Genomic DNA, 21,128 nt, shown 5'->3' with positions numbered 1-21,128 from the left:
CATTACCAGATCAGGCCTATGGGTGGCTGTAGAAGGTCAAGAGGCTCATTTGCAGACGCTTGTATTCAGGGCAGGCGAGGGGTATATTGCCCGAGACGAATCCAAGATGGCGTCGAGTACGTACACGTCACGCTGGAAAAGCATAGGGCCACGCAGAACCTGCGGAGAAAACGATTGTAGAAGGGGAGGTTACCCGAATGCGCGAAGCCCACATGACGGGATTATCCAAACGAACTACTAAGTCCGCGCCGAGACTTATTACTGCAGCCAGTGTCGATGCACCGGCGCTACATATGACAGATGAGGAGTGCCGCAAGAGATTCGCGGAGTTCGGGAATAATTGGTTCGAACTGAAGAAGAAATATAAGTCCGATCCCGAAACCATGTGGCAGCTTTGGGCGTTTCGCAAAAAAGTTGTCGACGGAACGATGAACGAGCTGCGGTCGATTTACGGCTTCGATTGGGATTCGGTAGGCAGCACAAATCTCGAGTCGGACTACGACATCACTGTCAAAACGCACGGGAAGAATCCGGCGACGGGTGAGGTGGTTTGCGATTTCGAAATTGTCGAAATGTTTAACGATGCCATTATGGCCGATTTCGGTGTCCAGCCTGGCACACTGTTCGATACGAACCTGTACGCCAGCGCTCCACCGCAGCAGCTTTCTCCCGATCTCACAAGCCCTGTTGCGAAGGCGATGCTCAAAATGGCCGAGGCTGGACAGGATGTGGGCGCGCTAATGAAACAGCGGCGCTTCATGTCGTGGGAGGCTTACGACAATTACACGCAAACAGTTACAGACAAAATCCGCGCGATGGGAAAGAGTGTGCTGGCCGAGGCAGCCCTGAAACAGTTTGAAGAAGCCGACGCTCTGGTTCAGATTTCTCTCTTCACGGTTCTCGAGACCGCCCGGGAGTTGCTTGACGGGGATTTGAAGACATTGGCCAACGCGCCGGAATTTAAAGCGCGTCGCGAGGCAGCCGCCTCAATCGCCGGCTGGGTGAAAGAACGGATGGATCGCATCGGCGAAGGAAATTTGCTTGAAGGACAGAAGCGCATGCTCGAGGCGGCTGCGGAATTTGAGCACCGCTACCCCGATATGCACATGCGCACAAGCAACTATCTGTATGTGCAGAGGCTCAAAGAAGCCCGCCAGATCGAGGTTCATGCCGCTCAGCTCGATCCCGCCAAAGATACGGAAAAACTGAACGGGTTGCTCGCCCGCCGGAAGACGCTGGCCACGGATGCGGTGTTCTTCGCTAACGAGGCCTATCTTAGCGAAGGTCCTTTCTTACATGTGGTCAAGGCCATCCAGACTGTGCTCACCGCCGCTAAGCAGCTAGGCGGAGCGGAGCGTATCACCTATATCAAGGAGCATACGGCTAAGGAACTGGCAAAACTGTCTGCATCCCAGTGCCTGCAATCGTTTAACGAGCAGCTTGGCGATCTGCTGAAAGACCTGGAGCACTATCGCGGGGAACCTTCACAGGGTGTAGGTTTCTACCGTTCTTCTAAATACCTGGAGCGTTTGCTGGACGCATTGATGCTGCTTCAGGTGAAGATCCCGGACGTGGAAGCAAAAGTACCGGGAACGTCCCTCGCAACGCCGGAACTGAAATCGAGAATCTCCAGCGGGCTTCTTGCTGCGCGCAAAGGGCAGCTCGAATTCGGCGACGACGGGGCAACATTGACGGGCGATGCCCTGCAGAGAGAACTGGAAGCCTTCGCGGTGGATGAGGTTCGAGAGATGTTCGGTGTCGTGACACTGCAAGAGCTTGGAAGACTAATCCTATCTCTTGCGAGCAGTGTCAACGCCCAGCTTCGCGCAGGCTCAGTCGGAGAATCGATGTATGTCCGGCCCGGAGAAGATGTGGCCTATTTCAGCGGCATCACCGCGAATCCAGATCCTTCTGACCGTAGATAGTCACGATCGACACGAGTCTCGTACTTCGCGTTGAACTTCACTTTTTACGGTCATAAGTGGATAAAAACTCATAAATCGACGTTGACCAAAAATTTCCTTGACTTCCATACCCTGGTCTGTATTATGAGGTCGCTCTAAATCACACAGGACACGGAGGTCGTATATGCCAATGAAGCATGTGGGGAAGTTCAGCGTTTACGCCGATACCACCGGGTATGTGGCGAGAATTCAATTCAAGTACATTGACGATGACGGCAAGAAGATACTCACGAACTCCAGGGGTGACTTCTTATCATTCCAAACCCAGACCGTAGATCCGGGTGACTACGGAGTCCCTGACCAGTCCATCCTTTACCTCTACCTAACCGTAGTAGCCGGCAAGGACATGGAAGCAGAGAAAGCTTTTGTGTACTCAAAGGGCAATACCAGCGTTGCCTACTACAAATGCGGTGGCACCACCTTTATCAACAACCTAGACTTCGTCAAAGTCGAAGGATAAGCGCACCTAAGGCGCCCCTGTAGCCGTGACGTGGTCTCACGTCACGAGGTGAGTCATGCCTAAAACAGGAGGTTGAAAGTGGCAGTTCAGTATCTGGATGCAAGAACGCTCATGTCTTTTATTTTCGATGCATGGCAAAGCAAGCTCAACACGGACCTTGACCCTGCAAATGGACAATGGTTCACTAACGGCCCCGGAAACAATGGCGGACTGTACGGTAAGTTAACGGATAGCCTTGCTACCGAGCTTATCTTCAAAGAAAGCCAGAAGACGTTCTCAACGCGATTGTTCTCCGCAGACAGCAACATTGTTGACAATCGAAATGGCCTGCAAAGCGATGTAACCACAACCCTGACTTATCAGTACACCAACCAATCGTCATTGACGCACTCGACGACGAACGGTCTCAAGGTGTCTGCCGGTCTTAAGATCACGAACAAAACAACTCTTGGCGTCCCGGCTACGGGTGCTAACGAAACAACCGTCGAGGTCTCATTTAACACCGAGTACAGCTACTCATGGACAGATACTTCTTCAAGACAGGTCACTGAGACCCAAACGGTAAGCCGCTCGACGAAACTGGCAGTTCCGAACGGGAAGGTGTATCAGCAAGTTCTTACCTGCAATAAGGACAAGCTGGTAATACCATTCACGGCGAACATCTATTTGGCCGGAACGTCCGCGGCCAACTTCAAGGCCGATGTGAACGGGAAGTCGAATCACACCGCCAATGCCGGGGATATCTGCGATTGGATCAATCAGTATAAAACTGCCGGCGACAGTTCCTCTCAGTATGGGCGCGACCCGTCTGACCCGACTCGTGGAGCAATCGGGCTTGCAGGCGTAATGACGGCTGAGCAGTCGCGGAACTTCATGGTTTACACAATCGATGTCACAGACAGCTATACGGGAAAACCAGGGGCCGGGCCTTCCAAGGCGACTCAAGCGGACCTTGCTTCTTCTCTCGCCGCCGCGAATGTGGTTAGTTCTGAACCAGTGAAATAGGGGCTCTGTGCCGGGCGGATGCATTGGTTCGTGCCGCGCACGGATTTGACGTAGGGGATGCGGGCATTTGTGGTTCCCATCCTTTCCGCAAACTACGCGGAAAGGATGGGCGCTCGCAGAGCAATCTTCGCAGGATATTGGTTTCTACCGTTCTTCCAAGTGCCTGGAGCGTTTGCTGGACGTATTGCTGCGCTTCAAGTCAAATCACCGGCCTGGAGGCCATAGACACACACGACATTGGAGGTCTGCTGTGGCAAATGAGACAGTTGGGAAGTTTAGCGTTTACGCCGATACCACCGGATACGTCGCGAGAATTCAATTCAAATACGTCACCGATGATCACAAGCAGATTCTCACGGACGCCAAGGGTGACCTTCTAACATTTCAAACCGCGGTCGCAGATCCAGGGGACTATGGGGTTCCAGACGGCGCAACCCTTTACCTTCACCTGGCCGTATTAATGGGCAAGGACATTGAATCAGATAAAGCCTTTGTGTACGAAAAGGACAATGCCAGCGTTGCCTACTACAAATGTGGTGGCACCACATTGTTCAACACCCTGGACTTTCTTAAAGTCGAAGGGTGAGTGTGCATCGAGGCATCCCTGTCGCCTTCACGTTGTCTCCGTCACGGATTGAGTTCAGCGGCAAAAACCAACACGGAGCAAAAAGCACCTCGGCTTTTCCCATGCGCGAAACCTCTTCGGACGATCTCTAGAAACAATCCGAAAGCGCTATGGGTTTTTCGTCTTCGGATACGCCGTCATGCAGGAGCACGTACACCCTCCGGTGCGCGTGCCTGCATGCGTGCTTCATTCCAAAACCATCCGAGCCTTGAGGCTCTCGGTCGCCGTCCAGCGCACCATGCTGAGTTTTCGGCTTGTAAAGAGTTTCTAATATCCATACGTGCTTTAGAGTTAAGCTGGGCCATGCGGCACCGGCGGGGATGAAATCACGCGCCTAGAGATGTTCCATTCGTTTATTGCTGGCAAATTCGGCTTCTGACTCGCCATACTTGCTTCAGGTTCAACTATGAGGTCGTTATGACGTGGAAAGATATGGTCATTGCGGGACGCATTCTTTTCAAGCGGCCTGGTTATACTTTGACGGCTGTGGCGACGATTGCGCTGGGCATTGGCGCGAGTGGCGCGATCTTCAGTGTGACCAATGCGGTGCTGTTGCGGCCGCTTCCTTATCAAGACCCGGGACAACTCGTCATTGGTGGCATGGAACTGCGCAGGCGGAATGTGCGCGATCTGCCGTTTTCGAATGCGGACTTCATTGATCTACGCGAGGGGACAAAGGCTTCCTTTTCCGATATGGCTGGAGTCTTTACCGGGCGCATGATTGTTCCGCGGGAAGATGGAAATCCGGAAGAGATCAGTTATGGCATTGTGACGACCAATTTCTTCGATGTATTGGGCAGCAGAATTGTGCTGGGACGGGACTTTGTTGCGCAGGATGGGGCTCCGCAGCCGAAGCCGCCGGCGAACGACACGACGGCCGTGCCGGCGCGTCTGCCGGGCATTGCGATCCTGAGCTATGAATACTTTCAGCGGCGCTATGGCGGGAATGCGGCGGTGCTGGGACGGGCCATGACGATTCCCGGCCAACCGGGGCCTCTGATGGTTGGCGTGCTGGCACCGGGGTTTCGCCTGTACTTTCCGCCGGATGCGAATGTTGATCCGGCGCCGGAGATTTATATTGCGAACCGTCTCGATTATGACGCCGCGGCTCGCAACAACTTCTCGATTTTTCCGGTGGGACGACTCAAGAGCGGGGCTACACTGCAGCAGGCGCAGGGCGCGGCGGACGGCATAGCCGCGCAGGCAAGACAGACTTTCCCTATTAATGGAACGGCAGGCTATTACATTGACCTGGCACCGATGCGGCAGCATCTGGTAGCCGAGGTGCGGCCTGCGATTCTGACTTTGATGGGCTCGGTGATCTTCCTGCTGTTGATTGCCTGCGCGAATGTGGGCAATCTGCTGCTGGTGCGGGCGTCGCTGCGGCAACAGGAGTTTTCGGTGCGAGCGGCGCTTGGAGCAAACCGGTGGCGGCTTGTCTCTCCCATACTTGCGGAAGCAGTTCTGCTATCAGCCATGGGCACGATTGTGGGCCTGGCGCTGGCCTGGGCTGGAATCCGCGAACTGCAGCATCTGGCTCCGGCGAATCTGCCGCGCCTGAGCGATGTGCGCATCGATGGGACAGTGGTTGTCTTCAGCGCGTTGGCCGGTCTGATCTCCGCATCGATCTTTGGTGTGGTGCCGGCGTTGCAGGCTTCGCGGCCTGCGCTCATGAACGTGCTGCGCGGGGTTAGCCGGACCTCGGGTATGAGCAGTGGAGCTTTTCTGCGCAACGCGGTGGTGGTTGCGGAGGTCGCGCTGTCGTTTGTGCTGCTGATTGGTTCGGGGCTGATGTTTCGCAGCTTTCTGAAGCTGCAGCACATCGATCCGGGGTTTGATGCTCACAATCTTTTGACCTTTCAGATTCAGGGCATTCGCCTCAACCGAAAGACAGCAGAGGAGCGTGCGGCATTTCTGCGAGTGATTGAGGAAAAGCTGCGGTCAATTTCCGGAGTTCAGAGTGTGAGTGGATCGTTTCCGTTTCCTTTGACGGGTGAGTTCAGCCCGATACGCTGGGGCACGGAGGATGCGGCACGCGATCCGAACCGCTTTCAAGCGACGGACTTTCAGATTGTGCTTCCCGGTTACTTCGAAACCATGCACACGTCTTTGCTGGCGGGAAGAACGTTTACGGATGAAGACAACACACCCAGCACCCCAGGGCAGCCGGGCCGCGATGCGGTGATTGTCGATGAAGCTCTCGCCGCCAAAGCGTTTCCGGGACAATCGGCTATCGGTCAGCACATCCTGATTCGCATTCGAACGCCGCAGGCTGAGCGGGTGCAGATCATCGGCGTGGTGGCCCATCAGCGCATTAATTCACTCTCGGAAGTGGGCCGCGAGCAAATTTACTTCCCTGATGCATTTCTCGGTTCGGGCGTAATCCAGTCGTGGGCACTACGCACTGGAAATGACCCGGCTGCGTATGAGAACCAAGTGCGGGCGACGATCAAGGCGCTCGATCCGCATCTGCTGATTACGAAGATGGAGACGGCAGATTCGGTTGTTTACGAATCGCAGGCGGGGACGCGGTTTTCGCTGGTGCTGATCTCGGTATTTGCGGTGATTGCTGCGGTGCTAGCCGGGGTTGGCCTTTACGGCGTGATCTCGACTTCAGTGCGGCAGCGCACCGCGGAGATTGGCGTGCGGATGGCGATGGGAGCGGAGCGCGGCGATATTCTGCGGCTCGTCGTGGCACAAGGCATGCGGCTGAGCGTTGTTGGCATTGCGATTGGGCTTATCGGTTCCCTGCTGCTTGGGCGCGTGATCTCTGCGCTTCTTGTCGGCGGTGTTAAGCCTACGGATGCCACGACGTTTGCGGGGATGACGGTGGGATTTCTGGCTATCTCCGCGTTTGCATGCTGGCTGCCTGCGCGGCGGGCTTCGATTCTCGATCCGGCGAAGGCGCTGCGGGAGCAGTGAGCCGCATTGCGATTTGTTTTCTCGTTGGTGAGCTGCCAGGGATGGCTCCGAAAAGCCCGTTTGTCGTCACCAATCCGATGAGATATGCGGAAAAGCTCTTAACGATAGCCACGCGTAAGTATGTATTTTGCGCCGGCCTCAAATGCTTCGGGACCAGGTACAGCAAATTCAAAGGCATCGGCCAAGCGGCCGATTACGTTAAAGACGAAACAGATTGCAAGTGCATCCTCAATCTGTTGGCGCGACGCGCCCGCAGCTAGTACGGCGCTCACGTCATTTGCATTAAGTGTGTGTTCACGCGTTAGCTTGCCCAGCATGTGCAGCGTTGATCGCAATGGCTCGGAAACGTTCGCGGTGTCGAGGCCAGAGAGCGCATTGGAAACCGACCTCCTGTCGCCAAAAGCCCGCTGCGCAACGGCAGAATGTGCCTTGGTACAGAACTCGCATCGATTTGTTTTTGCAATAAATGCAGCCATCAACTCACGCTCTGCGACAGACCAGGATGAGGGTCCGCGCATCACCTCCTGGGTCACCTTCGACATCGGTTTGCCATAAAAATCCGGCCGATAGCTGACCAGTTTGACCACATCAAGCACCGGTTGACGCGAGACCAATTGAATGAACGAAAAAAGCGCCTTTGTTCCGAAACCATGGCCGGTGTCGAGGATTTGAAGCCGCATTCTTACTCCTTGCCGATGACCGTTTCCAGGGCCGCAAGGGCCGCGTCGTACTGGCGACTGGCTTGTCCGATTGCAGCGCAGACTACAATCTCGAATACCTGATCTTCACTGATGCCCGACGCTCTTACGACGGCGATGTCCTCGTCCGAAATGCCCGCCGGATCATGCGCGACCTTTTCGGCCAGAGCGGCAGGTGGTCCGGCAGTACTGCTTAAATGGAAGGCAGCCTGTCGATCGGCGCGCGATGCCTGACCGGCTCCCTCCAAAATGCGCGCCACTAAAGCCTTTCGAGCCTCTGTGATATTCGACATAGGTCTCTCCTTTAAGCTTCGGCAACGCGAGCGAACGCCTCGAGGAATTTGCCCCAATCGCCTTCGGTGTCGTAGATTCGGCGCATCTCATCGCGACGGGAGCCATAGCGATCGAGTTTCCGGTGCTCCAACTCTACGTGGGTCCGATCATTGCCAAGAGCGATGAAGCGCAGCTCGACTTCAGTCTTCAGCCCTGCGTCATACTGCCAATCCGCATTGATATCCCAAGAGACAACGAGGCGCGAATACGGTTCCCAGACGAGCACGCTGCCCCATTGACACGTGCTTCCATCGTCGCCGAGCTCATACCAGCGACCCCCGACCTCCGGCTCGATGATTGCATCGATTGCGTTCGCTTTGCCGATCTTGTAGTAAGCCAGTGGCCACCACGCCCCCATTTTGCCTGTAAAAACTTTCCAGGCTACATCCTGAGCCGCATTCACATCGATCGACTTCCGGACGCTGTTCGGATCAAACTCCTGATCTGCCATCTCACCTCTCCATCTTCTTCTGTTCTTCCTCCGCTGCCGCTTTGAATGCAGTCAGCGTTCCGTCCCAGAATCCATCCAGCCAGTTTCGTAATACCTCGATTGCACTTGGATCGACGCCGTAAAGGTGTCGCGCGCCATCGATTCGTACCGCAATCAATCCCGCGCCTTTCAGCACCTTCAAGTGCTGCGAAACGGCCGGACGGCTTACGTTCATGCCTTCGGCAATCTCACGCACAGAACGATTGCCCTTGCGCAGTCTCCGAAAGACAGCCCGACGAGTAGGATCACCGAGTGCATCAAAGACCCTGTCAACTCGCGTTGCTATTGGCATCCCATCTATTCTCCGCAAGCATCCGGAAGCAGCTCTTGAGCGCGCGGCTAAATCAAGCCGCGCTCGCGGAATCACACCGGCCCGAACAGAATACCTGCCGGAGTGGTAAGCCCCGCCTTCCGGTAAGTTTATACTTACCATAGTAATCGATTGTCAAGAGACTATTTTGACGAAGTACGGGTGATCCAAATCCACACGCACGTTGCAATGGAATTGGGCGAACGCAAAGCTGCTCAAAGATTATTGACGATGATTTCTACCGGAAAGTCGGCTTGTGTTTAGCGATCCGATCTCGACTGGCTATAAGAGATCGCTGTAAAGACCTTCAGTGACCATGCAAAAACGAGCACCTGTTGCCATTTCGCAATAGCCAGGACTCGGCTACTTATTCTGCGCGCAGGATCTCGGTGGGGTCTGTGCTTAGCGCACGAAGCACGGCGGGGAGTGTGGCAATGAGTGCGGTAACTAGAATTGCGCATGCCGGCAGCGCCAGCATTTCCGCGTCGGTTGCTTTGACCTGATAGAAGAATGACGCGATATAGCGTGCTGCGCCGAATCCGAGTGCGATGCCCGCGCAACCTCCGAGCGCGATCATCAGGAAGGCATCGAAGGTCACCAGTCGCACGATGCCGGCGCGAGATGCGCCAATCGCTATGCGGATTCCGATCTCACGGCTGCGCTGGAGGACGGAGTAGTTGAGGACAGCGTAGAGCCCGATGCCCGCGAGAAGCAGCGCGACGGCGGCAAAGAAGGCAGCGAGTGTGGCGAGCAGGCGTTCGCGAACTGTCTGATCGCGGACCAAATCAAGTTCGGTGGTGACATTCGAGACGCGAAGACCGTTGTGGCGCTGCGCGATGAGCTGGCGGAGGGTCGCAGTGAGGGCGAGAGGGTTCTGGGAATCGGTGTGAATGACGAAGGTGGCGAAGCGGACCGGGCCGGTGGCGGAGTCGGCGTCGATTTCGTCGAGAGGGACATAGAAGACGGGACGGCTGGGCTCGCGCAGGTCGTGGTAAGGGGTATCAGCGGTGACGCCGACGATCTTGTTGAGGGGTTGATTGACGCCGCGTGCGAAGGTGCGGCCGATGGGGTCCTGACCAGGGAAGAAGATCCTGGCGAAGGTTTCGTTGACGATGGCGGCTTTTAGCGAGGTGTCTTCCTGGGAAAAGTCGCGGCCGGAGACGAGGGGGATCTTCATGGTCGAGAGCCAGCCTGGGGAAACGTTGAGGAACCAAGCGGGAGTCGGACTGGGAGGCGCGCCGTTGATGGAGATGTCGTTGTTGATCTGAATGCGCCCAAGAAGGGGCCAGCCCGAGATGGCGACCGAGTCGACGCCGGGGACGGCGCGGAGCACCTCAGCAGTTTGATTCCAGACGACGGGGAGCTGGCCCTTGCCGGCAACGGTTTCTAGCAGGAGCAGACGGTCGGTGGAGAAGCCGAGCGGGCGGTTTTGCAGCCGCTGGAAGGCTGCAACGAAGAGCGAAGACAGAAAGAGGACGAGGACACAAAACGCAACCTGAAGAGCGATGGACCCACGCATGAGACGGCGCCGCGAGTGTGGATCTGCCCCACCTTTGAGGACGGCGATGGGACGGACGGCAGAGGCACGGAGTGCGGGAAGCAAACCAAGCAATAGAACAACGAGGATCATAAGCCCGAAGCCGAAGCCCAGCACGCGCCAGTCGGCAGGAAGGGCGAGGCGTGCTGGATTGTCCGGCGGATTGACGAGGCTGAGGACAAAGGGCGCTGACCACGCGGCAAAGAACGCGCCAACGACGGAAGCGAGGAAGGCTAACAGCGCGCTCTGGCATAGGATGAGCTGGACGAGACGACGACGGCCGGCGCCGATCGAGATGCGGAGAGCCATCTCATGGGAGCGGGCGGCAGCCTGCGAGGTCATCATGTTGGAGACGTTGACACAGGCGATGAGCAGGACGAGAGCGACCAGGAGACCGAGGACGCCGAGCAATCGACGATAGTCCTTCTGGAGATCGGAGATGCCTGCGCCTGCGGGATGGAAGACAAGCTTCTTATTGAGAAGGCGGTCGATGGTTGCTTGTGGCACGCCGCGGAAGCATGTGGCGCAGTTGGCTTCGAAGGCGTGGCTGATAGCGGAGAGGTGCTGGCGGAGCGGATCGAGTGCGGTGGAGGGGTTGATACCGGGTTTCAGCATCAGGAACGTGTGGTGCCAGCTGACGCCGGCTCGCGTGGACAGGTCGTTCATGCCCAAGGGCAGAAAGATATCGGAGACAGTACCTGTTTCGGTTCCGGTGAAATCGCGGGGTCCGATACCGATGATTTGGAAGGTCTGGTCACCGATGTGGAGCGGGCGGCCAAGGACGCGGGGATCGCGACCAAAGCGGTGGTTCCAATATTCCCAAGAGAGGACGGCATAAGGGCTGGCAGCTGCGCTGCGATCATCGGCGGGGGCGAGCAGACGGCCGATCGCGGGCTCAAGGCCGAAGACGGGGAACATGTTGCCAGAGACATAGGCGACGTGGGCCTTTTCCATGTCGTCATCCGTGGAGAAGGTGATGTCGGTGCGATCGGCGTCGCTGATGGCGATGAGGTCAGCTTGTTCTTTGACGGCATCGCGCATGAGGTTGAAGTCCGGCGTGGCCCAATAGCTGTCCTCGGTAGGCTTGCCGTACAAGCCAGTCATCTGACGGGAGAGGACGTAGAGATTACTGGAGTTGGCGATAGGCAAAGGGCGCCAGAGCAAGGCATCGATGAGACGGAAAGCGCCGACACAGGAGCCGATGCCGAGGGCAAGGGAAAGCACAGCGGCGGCGGACGCGACCTTGTTGCGGCAGAGCTGCCGCCAGCCGAAACGTAGATCGGCGAGAAGCGACTCAAGCCATCCTGTGACGCGAACGCTGTGGCTGGCCTCGCGGGCACGCAGTGCGGAGCCGAATGCGCGGCGCGCTTCCCTGGGGTCACGTCCTGAGGCGACGGCTTCTTCGATGTGTGACTGTAACTCTTCCTCGATCTCGCGATTCAAGCGCGAGCCATGAACGGCATTCGAGATACGCGACCACAAAGACATGTCATACCTCCCGGAGAACCCGATTGATTGCCAGACTGAGAGACTGCCAGCGCGACTCTTCCACACCCAGTTGCTTTTTGCCTGCAGAGGTCAGCTCGTAGATGCGGGTGCGGCGGCCGGTGTCTTTCTTGATCCACTCGGCGCGAATCCAGCCTGCTTCCTCCATCCGATGCAAAGCCGGATAGAGCGAGCCCTCCTCCGCGCGCAGCACGTCACCGGATGTATTGGCGATGGCAGCCATGATGGCGTACCCATGCTGCCGCGGTCGCCGCGACAATATCTTGAGCACGAGCAAATCAAGTGAACCTTGCAGGGCGTCGTTTCTAGCCATACTCAGATATCTTTATATAGATATCTGAGTATTGACGTCAACAAAATATCTGACGCTCATCAAATTAAAGGCGTACAGAGCGATCTTGCAACGCCAGAACAAACATCAGGATTCCCAGAGGGATGATCAGACGTTGACGACTACCTTGCCTATTTGAGCGTTGGATTCGAGGAAACGCGTTGCTTCCTGGATTTGGTCGAGTGTGAATGTGCGTGCGATGAGCGGCTTGAGCTGACCTGATGCAAGACCCTGTGTGATAAAGGCTTTCGCACGTTCCAATGCAGCGTCATCGTTCACAATTTCTCCGTAGAGATAACCTTTCAGGGTCAAACTCTTTCCCAACACCGCAAAGAGAGGAAAAGGCGTGGGATCTGTGCTGAGCGCGCCATACTCCAATAAGATCCCCCCGCGGGCCATGCTTTCGGTGAGTGGGATGAATGATGGGCCTCCGACTGGATCAAAAACGACTCGGGCACCGACGCCATTGGTTATTTCCATGACGCGTGCCACAAGATCCTCGTCGTCTGTCACGACGACATGATCAGCTCCGTTCTCGAGGAGCGCTTTCCGCTTGGCCTTGCCCCTGGTGGTTGCGATGACTGTTGCGCCTACAATTTTTGCAATTTGAAAGGCAGCAATGCCGACGCTGCTTGATGCCGCTGTCACAATGACAAAATCCCCTTTTGTGAGCCTGGCCTGCTCCACGAGAGCACCCCACGCGGTGACATACTGCATCCAGGATGCCGCCGCCTCTTCGAAGGAGATGTTCGCCGGATGTTTCACCAGGTTACGGGCAGGCACATTGGCCAGCTCTCCATACGTACCCCAGCGAGCGATGTCGCGTGGTGGAATCAGGCTTACGATGTCGCCTTCCGTGAAAGCGGTAACCGATGCTCCCGTGGCTTTGACAATGCCAGCAGCTTCGTAGCCGAGACGGCTTGGAAATTGCGCCTCCTGCAAATACGTGTGAGTACGAAACATCACTTCGGCGCGATTGAGGCCTATGCTCTTTACTTCGATCTGGACTTCATCTGCAGCGGGTGGCGGGACATCGAGCGTTTCGATTTTCAGCACACTTGGATCACCGTATTGATGAAAACGAACGATACGTGGCATGAGTTCTCCTCTGGTCTTCTAATTGACGCGAGTACTTTTTCTGGCAGGAGTTCGGCTGGACTTTTTAGCTCTCAGATTCGGCTTTCTTCTACTCATCGAAGCCAGAACGGAGTCGAGCAGTCCTGGAAACTTCTCATCCAGATCTTCGCGGCGCAACCGATTTAAAAGCGCTGTTCCATCTTTGCGTGTAGCAATCACGCCGGCGCTCCTCAAGACTCTGAAATGATGCGAGAGACTTGACTTCGGCATATCAATGTCGAAATAACCGCATGCAATTTCGCTGGTCCAAGTGAGGCTTTGCACGATTTGCAATCGCGTTTCATCACTCAGAGCGTAGAGAACAGCGGTGAGATGCAATTCTGAAGTCTTCGGTTCAGGTTGAAGTTTAGCCATAGCGGTTCGTTACGTTGCCTCTCTGCTCCTCTCCTATTGCTTCGTCTTGAACATTGTTCGTATATTGCCGAACAATGGATTATTCCGAAGATACCATAGTTCGTATATATTCGAACAATAAATTTATTTGACACCGGTTTAAAGATTGGTGAGTTGCGACATACCAAATGATCCGTGTGTTAACGGAGGGACTTGGCGGCCTGAGGATCGGAAAGCGTGAGCGCTCATCGAGCACAGCTATATGGCCAAATCGGATGTCAATTTGTACTTGGCGATCATGCGCAATAGAGCTCTCAGCAATGGCCCGGATATTTATCTTGCTTTGAGATACTCCGAGGGCGTGACGATACGCGTTCCCTTGTACGTACCAAGAGTCAGCAAATCCTTGTCGCCTGCAACCAGTAACTCTGCTTTTGCAAGAGCTGCACACTCCAGAAACATATCGTCACCGGGATCACGGCATTCCTTTACCGCGCCTCGAATCTTTACACGGATGCCACGCGCCAGGATCGCCTGCAGCGCTGAGGTTGCCCGGTGTTGTTCCCAAGCAAACTTCTCCGTCAGGACGCGCACGATCTCCGCATCAATCTCATCGCAGGTGGCGATGATGTCTTCGCTCATCGCTCTTTCGAGCGCCAAAGTCGGCGTGCCACGACGTTTCGCAAACTGAAGTGCGGAAATCCAGACGTTTGTGTCGATGACAACGATCACCCGTTGGACCGTACCGTGCGACGGCGAGGCTTCTCAGCACGCACTTCTTTAATGAGCCGGGGAACATCAGTCTCGGTGTAGCCTCTGGGGTTTCGGCCTGATGCATACTCACCCAGCTCATCCAGCGTCGTTCGTGCCTGTTGGGCAGAGTAGGCGCGGAAGGCTTCGCGGAATAGCTCGCTCATGGTGCGGCTGTCCCGTTTAGCCAGCGCCTCAGCCTTTTGTGCGAGTTCAGGAGGCAAGCTGATCGTGTAGACCTTTGATTTCCTTGCGGTAGCAGTGGCCATATTTGAATATTACATTGTAATGGATTCCATTACAATGTATGGGGATTACCCCACGCGGACTGACGATGATTGGCGGATCATCGTGCTTCAGTTGCTGGTTGATCCGGTTAATGCGCGGCGGGAGCAGTGAGCGCTGATTAGCGGGTAACTGTAGAGGATCAGGAATATGAGGGGCCGAGATTTGTGGTCTCCCAAGTCTCAGAAGCGAGACCGGAGCACCCGGCAACCGGCAGGATGTATAGGTATCGAAATCTAATTTCTTACGATCTCCATGTTTGCGCGCTGGCTGCCGGCTCATATCAGACTCGTAGTTAGTGTTTGTCTTCAGGCGTAGCGTTTGGAACCGCAGACGGCTGTGGCGATCCCTTACTCGCGATGAGATTAGAAAACATCTTTATAAGTGATGGGGCGAGTTCCATGGCCTGCCGACCTCTTGCGAAATTCATTAGCGCGTCATCGAAATCTTCTTCCCGAGCCATAAAGAACACCGTTCCAGTGGATGTCGCGCGTGGCATGTCCTCCGGAAGTTTGCTTGAGCGGCTGGAAAGATCACGGCGAATCACTTCGTTGTACGCGTCAGGAAATTTTTCGAGCAAAGTCTTTGAGACAGTCAATATTTCCTTGTAGACCTTTCTACAAAAATCCTTTGCACTCTCCGGAGTCGGAATCTGCCCCTTATGGATTACTCCGTTTCTAAACGTCGGAATATCTTGATTTAATTTGTAAGGTATTCCGAGTTCAAGCGCATGAAGGACGAGAAATGCACCTATCTGCCTCTCTGATTGGCGGGCCATTTCTTTGAACATCAAGTCGTAGATATCTTGAGAAAGCTTGCGTGTCTCACAAAAAACTTGAACGCAGAATTCAAAAAAACGTTCCAGGGCTGCTGAGAAGCTAGCGGCTGCTTCCATGGTATAGCCATCAATCAAGGCGCCTGCGCCCGATTCGAGTAGCACTTCGAACTTCGGCGACTGAATCAATAAAGCGCTTCGATGACCCTGCGAACAAGTAACGTAGGCTACTCGATCGTCGTAATAATGAACCGTGAAGGACTCGCTGGTGGGCGCTCCCTTTTTCTGCCAGCATTGCACACATGTTGCAAAGACTCGCACTCTCGCTCCAATCTGATCACTGGAATCGCTAGACCATGATAGGTCCCTAGATCACTTTGCGATAACCGACCTTACCTTACATTCATTAGTTCTTCTGGGTGGCGAACTCTCGGGACAACCTCTTACTACCACGCCTGACGCGCGACATTCCACCTATTCATTTCGATTGGTTGTTTACCGCATACCGCAGGAAGATTTCGCCATTGCGGAACTGGCGATCTTCAATCAGTTGCAGATCAAGTCGCACGCCGGTTGGGAAGAAGCGTGTTCCGCCGCCGATGATCGCTGGACAGATGCGCATCTGGAGCTCGTCGACGAGGCCTGCGTGTATCGCTTGCGCGGCTAGTTCCGGGCCGGCAATGGCAATGTCGTGATTGCGATTTGCTTTGAGATTGCGGATGGCTTCGGGTTCGAAGGATTGCGTGATTGTGGTATTAGCGCTGTGCGGCTCTGTCAGGGTCTTCGAGTAGACGATCTTTTCTGCTGCCTGCCACTTGCGGGCGAAGCCGATCTCTAGCGGTGTCTGATCGGGAAGGGTGTGCGCGGTTTCCCAGTAGAGCATGGTTTCGTAGACTTTGCGCCCATAGAGGAGGGTGCGGAAAGACGAGGCGTGCTGGAAGATGAAGGTGTGGACCGCGGGATCGATGGGAGCTGTGAAGGTGAAGTCGCCATGCTCATCCTGGGTGTAGCCATCGAATGAGATGTTCATCATGTAGATGAGTTTCGCCATGGGATGACCTCCGCGCGGGATGTCTGGTTTGCGTTCGGGGCAAGTTTACCTGATGGCTCGCGACGATCCTTCGCTAGAGGCGTTCACTATTTCGGTCTGCAAGGGCTAACCCTGCATCCGGCTCTGTCATGGAGAAGCAGATCCCCTTCGGGGATGACAGACAGAAAGGCAAGGGCAACTGCAAAAACAAGGACAAAAGCAAAAACAGAAAGGCAGGTGCAAAACCAGAAAAGTAAGAGCAGCCGTTATTCCTGGCGGAGGGCGGTGATGGGGTCGATGTGGGTGCCGCGGCGCGCGGGCAGATAGCCGGCGAGCAGGCCTGCAGCGATGAGGGTAAGCGAAGCGAGGATGAGCGTGATGGGGTCGGATGCGGAGAGACCGAAGAGCATATGCGCGATGAAACGGCCTGCAAAGAGTGCGCAGGGGATGCCGAGTGCGATGCCGAAGAGGGTGAGCAGCAGCGACTGGCGGAGGATGAGGCGAAGGATGCCAGTGCGGGATGAGCCGAGGGCCATGCGCACGCCGATTTCGCGGGTGCGGAGAGTGACGGCGTAGGACATAAGGCCGAAGAGTCCTGCAGCCGCGACAAGCAGGGCTATGGCAGCGAAAAAGCTGGAGAGCTTTGCGGTCATCTGCTCGAGGATGAGTGAATCTTCATTGCGTTGCTCGAAGGTGCGGATGCTTGATACGTATTCGCGACCGAAGGACTGAACGGTGTCTTCGATGGCCTTTTGCGTGGCTGCGGTTTCACTGCCTCGGAGGAGAAGCTGCGCGCCGCCTGCATCTACTCCGGTTTGAAGAGCGGACTCAAAGATCACGGGAGAATTGGCATCGCGGATGTCGATGAGGCGGGCGTTTTGGGCTACCCCGACTACCTGAAGATGCTGCAGGTCGGGTTGCACGCCGAAACGGACGAACTTTCCGATGGGATCGGTGTTGGGAAAGAGTTGTTGCGCGATTTGCTCATCGAGGATGACGACGCGCGGATGTTTGGCGTCGTCTTGCAATGTGAAGTCGCGGCCTGCGACGAGGGGAATCTGGAGGGTCTGGAAATAGTTGGGCGAAATGTCGTCCAAGGTGGCCTGCACACCGCCTTTGGCGCTGGCGTCATTGGCATCGAGAACGGCTTCTTTCCAGCCTCGTCCATTGGCGGGGATGGGCAGCGAGGAGAAGGCTGCCGAGGAAACTTCTGCGTGGCTGGTGATGGCTTCGGCTAGTTCGCGGCGATAGCTTGGGGGTTCTGGGGATTTGGCTGATTCGGGTTGCGGCGCAAGCTCCAGCTCAGTGAGGTTGTTGCGCGCGAAGCCGGGCTGGAAGTGTTCGAGAGCGGAGAGGCTGCGGAGGAAGAGGCCCGCGCCTTGCAGCAGAACTAGCGAAATGGCGATCTGAGAGATGATGAGCAGCTTGCCAAGCCAGCCTGCTCCGGTGCCGAGGGTGCCACGACCAGCGTGGAGAACTTCGGCGGGGTGTTCGCGAGAGAGACGCCAGGCGGGAACGAGGCCGATGATGGCTCCGGTGGCGAGGGCGGCGAGAGCGCAGAAGGCGAGGATGCGCCAGTCGGGATGGAGGTCGAGCAATACGCTGGATTGTGCGCCACGGATCATGAGTGCCACGAGCAGATGGCTGCCTTCATACGCGAGAGCCAGACCGATGACTGCGCCGGTGGCGGCGAGGATAAGGCTCTCATAGACGGATTGGCGAACGGCTTGCCATGGCGTGGCTCCGAGAGCGATGCGGGTGCAGACCTCATGGCGGCGTGCACTGGCTCGGGCGAGGGTGAGACTGGCGAGGTTGATGCAGACGACAAGCAGGATGAGGCCGACCATGCCAAGAAGAAGGCGCAAGGGGCGCTGCATGGTTTCGCGGAGATCGACGTTGATGCCGTTGGAGGCAGGGTCGAGACGCAGGCCCATGGAGAGAAATGCCTGACGGCGCGGGCCGACGATTTGGGTGGGGACGGTGGCTTCGACGAGACGCGGCCAGAAGGATTCGATCTGGATGCGGGCCTGGGCGAGTGTGACGCCTGGGCGAAGGCGTCCGGTGGCATTGATCCAGAGGAGGCCGCGGCTGGAGAGATCATAGGACGCGCTGGAGCCGGCTGGAACTACGATGTCAGGCACGTTGCCGATGGAGACGCCGGAGGAAAAAGGATGGGCTACGCCGACGATGGTGAAGAGCTTGCCTTCGATGTGAATGCTCTTGCCGATGGCGCTGGTGCTGGCGGCGAAGCGGCGATGCCAGAACTCGTAGCTGATGACGGCGACGGGGAGGCCTTGAGTTCCCTGCTGGTCGGATGCGGAGATGAGGCGGCCGAGGTAGGGATGTTCACCGAGCGTTGTGTAGTAGTTGCCGGTGACGACGCGGACATCGGCGAGCATGAGCTTGCCGTTGATGTCGACGTTATCGGTGTTGCCGGCGCTCCAGCCGGTGAGTGAAGAGAAGACCTGCTGGCTCTGAGTGAGCTGCTGGTACATGGGGTAGCTGATGACGATGCGTGCGTGATTGCGGTAGATGCCGGATAGCTCGACGAGCTGTTCTGGGTGCGGCAACGCGAGCGGACGGAGCATGAGCGCGCTGAAAACAGTGAAGATAGCCGTGGCCGCGCCGATGCCGAGGGCGAGGACGGCTACGGTAACGGCGGAGAAGCCGGGATTGCGGCGGAAGATGCGGAGGGCTTGGAATACTTCGGTGCTTTGAAAGGCCACGGATGCTCCTGACTGGTCTATATGCTTTGCGCGGCTACTTCACTGCCTCCAACATATCCCAACCTGTAATAGCAAATGAGTGCGTTGCGCATCAGCGGATTGGGGCAGTGGAGCGACGTCGCGGTTTCCGCCAGCGTCGTTAAGATCTGAAGCAGTCTCGGATTTTTTACAAAGAGGTCGCGCACCAAACGTCTCGCAGGAGAAAACAAAGATCGATTAGCAGGCCAAGCATCCGGCCACAACTCATCAAAGAGCCGCATGGACGCTCCTACGGTGATGTTGCGCCTGCAAGCCTGTCTAAAATCCGTTGGATGCAGATGATGAGCAAGAGCTTCTGGTTGAAACTCAACTTCCAATCCGCATGACCGATGAATGCGATAGCCCAACTCAATATCTTCGGCTGCGGCTTTACGAAATGATTCATTGAAAGGAAACTCTCGCAACAACTCGGTTTTCACCGAAAGATTGCTTGTGTAGAAATGTTTCCAATCGGGTTTTGCGCCCTCCAGCAGATCTTTATAGGAAAATTGCACGCCACTGTCCTCAAGCCAGCGCATGAAAGGAGTGACCGTCTGGCCTGAATCACTCCAGCGCGTAAGCCCAACAACGGCGAGCTGCTTTTGAGGTTTCTTCTCATGCGCGATTAGATGTGAGTGGACGAATTCGGGAGAAGCGAAGATATCATCGCCGATCATCAGACAAATTGGTGAACGAAGCTGAGCGATTGCCTGATTTCTAGCACGCGCTGGACCTGAGTTCTCCTGACGAATCACACGAAGTTGCAAAGGTGAATTTTTGCGATATTCATCGAGCCGTTCGAGGGTGTCATCCGTGGAACCATCATCAACGACAACAACTTCAAAATCTGAGCACGATTGTCTTTCAAGATGTTGAAGGCAGGAAACAAGCGCAGAGGACCGATTGCACGTGGGGATAATAATGCCGATGGATCTGTTTTCTGTTGTCACACCGTCGGCCACAAAATCGTAGTCTCTAGATCTAAACTGACCCAACAAGACGATTATAATCAGCTTTGCGATGCCATGTGGCCTTCTGAAAACAAATGCCAGGAGCGCCGACAAGCCTTGACCGTTTCCGATACAACGTGTTTCAGCGGCGCTGTCTCCTCTATATGAAATTTTCTCTTCGTCACAAGCAGGCCTATATCAGCGGATTTCGTCCGGGTGTATTCATGCGAGCTTTCATAAGGCTTCCCGGATATATCAGGGATATCGTTCAGTATGGAAAAATGAACCCTCCGCGGGGGTTTCGTATCAGCGTAGCAAGTCTCTTCCCCATTCTGACGGATCGCGACGCCAGCGCTGGGATTGTCCAGGATCATTACTTTCGCCAAGATCTTTGGGCTGCCCAAAAAATCTTTGAGCGAAATCCGAAGAAACACGTTGATATTGGTTCGAGGATCGATGGATTTATTGCGCACCTGCTCACATTTCGATCTGTAACTGTGATCGATATCAGATCCTTGGAATGCGATATTCCAGGCCTTACTTTTGTTCAGGATGACGCTACTGAGTTAAATCATGTTGACAATGACAGTATCGACTCGATGTCCAGCCTGCACGTAGCCGAACATTTTGGCTTGGGAAGATATGGTGATCCTATCGACCCTCAAGCTTGCTTTCGGTTCATGAAGACACTCCAAAGGGTCTTATCTCCCGGGGGGCGATTATATTTCTCTGTTCCTATCGGGCGAGAGCGGGTGGAGTTCAATGCACATCGAATTTTTGCACCACTAACAGTGCTACAAAATTTTACTGGCCTGAAGCTGGTTTCCTTTTCTTTCATTGGAGATGACGGCCTACTACACAGCGACGCCAACCCACTAGCCATACCAGAGAGTGATTACGCCTGCGGTTTATTCGAATTCACTAAGCCTGACAATGACTGAGC

Annotated in this window: 20 protein-coding genes; 6 read left to right on the top strand and 14 right to left on the bottom strand. The window is 55.5% G+C overall.

Annotation, left to right across the window (positions count from 1 at the left end):
• Positions 1-197: 197 nt before the first annotated feature.
• From OHL22_RS19595 to OHL22_RS19575, 5 genes are all read left to right on the top strand, one after another.
• Positions 198-1,925 (top strand): hypothetical protein, encoded by a 1,728-nt coding sequence (locus tag OHL22_RS19595; RefSeq protein WP_263341185.1) that lies wholly within the window; start codon positions 198-200, stop codon positions 1,923-1,925.
• A 163-nt stretch (positions 1,926-2,088) separates the two neighbouring features.
• Positions 2,089-2,424: a hypothetical protein gene (locus OHL22_RS19590; protein ID WP_263341183.1), complete on the top strand. Its 336-nt coding sequence runs from the start codon at positions 2,089-2,091 to the stop codon at positions 2,422-2,424.
• Between the two features lie 111 nt (positions 2,425-2,535).
• Complete coding sequence (locus OHL22_RS19585) at positions 2,536-3,429, top strand: ETX/MTX2 family pore-forming toxin (protein ID WP_263341181.1); 894 nt, start codon at positions 2,536-2,538, stop codon at positions 3,427-3,429.
• Between the two features lie 250 nt (positions 3,430-3,679).
• Entirely contained in the window at positions 3,680-4,015 is a 336-nt protein-coding gene (locus tag OHL22_RS19580; RefSeq protein ID WP_263341179.1) for a hypothetical protein, read from the top strand.
• A 456-nt stretch (positions 4,016-4,471) separates the two neighbouring features.
• Positions 4,472-6,976, top strand: coding sequence for an ABC transporter permease (locus OHL22_RS19575; protein WP_263341177.1), 2,505 nt, complete (start codon positions 4,472-4,474; stop codon positions 6,974-6,976).
• A gap of 98 nt (positions 6,977-7,074) precedes the next feature.
• On the opposite strand, the gene OHL22_RS19570 is transcribed toward OHL22_RS19575, so the two are convergent.
• The 14 genes from OHL22_RS19570 to OHL22_RS19505 form a co-directional block, all read right to left on the bottom strand.
• Positions 7,075-7,656 carry a carboxymuconolactone decarboxylase family protein gene (locus tag OHL22_RS19570; RefSeq protein ID WP_263341175.1) on the bottom strand — a complete coding sequence of 194 codons (582 nt, stop codon included), beginning with the start codon at positions 7,654-7,656 and terminating at the stop codon, positions 7,075-7,077.
• A gap of 2 nt (positions 7,657-7,658) precedes the next feature.
• A complete protein-coding gene (locus tag OHL22_RS19565; protein ID WP_263341174.1) occupies positions 7,659-7,967 on the bottom strand; it encodes a carboxymuconolactone decarboxylase family protein in 309 nt (102 codons plus the stop codon).
• 11 nt (positions 7,968-7,978) lie between these two features.
• Positions 7,979-8,458 (bottom strand): SRPBCC family protein, encoded by a 480-nt coding sequence (locus OHL22_RS19560; protein ID WP_263341173.1) that lies wholly within the window; start codon positions 8,456-8,458, stop codon positions 7,979-7,981.
• Between the two features lies 1 nt (position 8,459).
• The gene (locus tag OHL22_RS19555; protein WP_263341171.1) at positions 8,460-8,789 is read right to left on the bottom strand and encodes an ArsR/SmtB family transcription factor; all 330 of its coding nucleotides are present in this window, start codon (positions 8,787-8,789) and stop codon (positions 8,460-8,462) included.
• A gap of 385 nt (positions 8,790-9,174) precedes the next feature.
• On the bottom strand, positions 9,175-11,832 hold the full coding sequence (locus OHL22_RS19550; RefSeq protein WP_263341169.1) for an ADOP family duplicated permease: 2,658 nt from the start codon (positions 11,830-11,832) through the stop codon (positions 9,175-9,177).
• A gap of 1 nt (position 11,833) precedes the next feature.
• Positions 11,834-12,163, bottom strand: a complete 330-nt coding sequence (locus tag OHL22_RS19545; RefSeq protein WP_263341167.1) for a PadR family transcriptional regulator — start codon at positions 12,161-12,163, stop codon at positions 11,834-11,836.
• 126 nt (positions 12,164-12,289) lie between these two features.
• Complete coding sequence (locus tag OHL22_RS19540; protein WP_263341165.1) at positions 12,290-13,279, bottom strand: zinc-dependent alcohol dehydrogenase family protein; 990 nt, start codon at positions 13,277-13,279, stop codon at positions 12,290-12,292.
• 18 nt (positions 13,280-13,297) lie between these two features.
• Complete coding sequence (locus OHL22_RS19535; RefSeq protein ID WP_263341163.1) at positions 13,298-13,672, bottom strand: ArsR/SmtB family transcription factor; 375 nt, start codon at positions 13,670-13,672, stop codon at positions 13,298-13,300.
• Positions 13,673-13,984: 312 nt separating this feature from the next.
• A complete protein-coding gene (locus OHL22_RS19530) occupies positions 13,985-14,383 on the bottom strand; it encodes a putative toxin-antitoxin system toxin component, PIN family (protein ID WP_263341161.1) in 399 nt (132 codons plus the stop codon).
• A complete protein-coding gene (locus OHL22_RS19525) occupies positions 14,380-14,670 on the bottom strand; it encodes a ribbon-helix-helix protein, CopG family (protein WP_263341159.1) in 291 nt (96 codons plus the stop codon). Before OHL22_RS19525 ends, OHL22_RS19530 begins: the two co-directional genes overlap by 4 nt.
• A 311-nt stretch (positions 14,671-14,981) precedes the next feature.
• A complete protein-coding gene (locus OHL22_RS19520; protein ID WP_263341158.1) occupies positions 14,982-15,782 on the bottom strand; it encodes a hypothetical protein in 801 nt (266 codons plus the stop codon).
• 157 nt (positions 15,783-15,939) lie between these two features.
• Complete coding sequence (locus OHL22_RS19515) at positions 15,940-16,512, bottom strand: dihydrofolate reductase family protein (RefSeq protein ID WP_263341156.1); 573 nt, start codon at positions 16,510-16,512, stop codon at positions 15,940-15,942.
• Between the two features lie 245 nt (positions 16,513-16,757).
• Entirely contained in the window at positions 16,758-19,217 is a 2,460-nt protein-coding gene (locus OHL22_RS19510; protein ID WP_263341155.1) for an ABC transporter permease, read from the bottom strand.
• 17 nt (positions 19,218-19,234) lie between these two features.
• The gene (locus OHL22_RS19505) at positions 19,235-20,299 is read right to left on the bottom strand and encodes a glycosyltransferase family 2 protein (protein ID WP_263341154.1); all 1,065 of its coding nucleotides are present in this window, start codon (positions 20,297-20,299) and stop codon (positions 19,235-19,237) included.
• A gap of 50 nt (positions 20,300-20,349) precedes the next feature.
• On the opposite strand from OHL22_RS19505, the gene OHL22_RS19500 reads away from it, so the two are divergent.
• The gene (locus OHL22_RS19500; protein WP_263341153.1) at positions 20,350-21,126 is read left to right on the top strand and encodes a DUF268 domain-containing protein; all 777 of its coding nucleotides are present in this window, start codon (positions 20,350-20,352) and stop codon (positions 21,124-21,126) included.
• The last annotated feature ends 2 nt before the right edge of the window (positions 21,127-21,128 follow it).

It is taken from the genome of Acidicapsa dinghuensis, assembly GCF_025685685.1.
Lineage (GTDB): Bacteria > Acidobacteriota > Terriglobia > Terriglobales > Acidobacteriaceae > Acidicapsa > Acidicapsa dinghuensis.
Note: the sequence above shows the minus strand (reverse complement) of the source record. Positions and strands in the feature narration are given on the sequence as shown.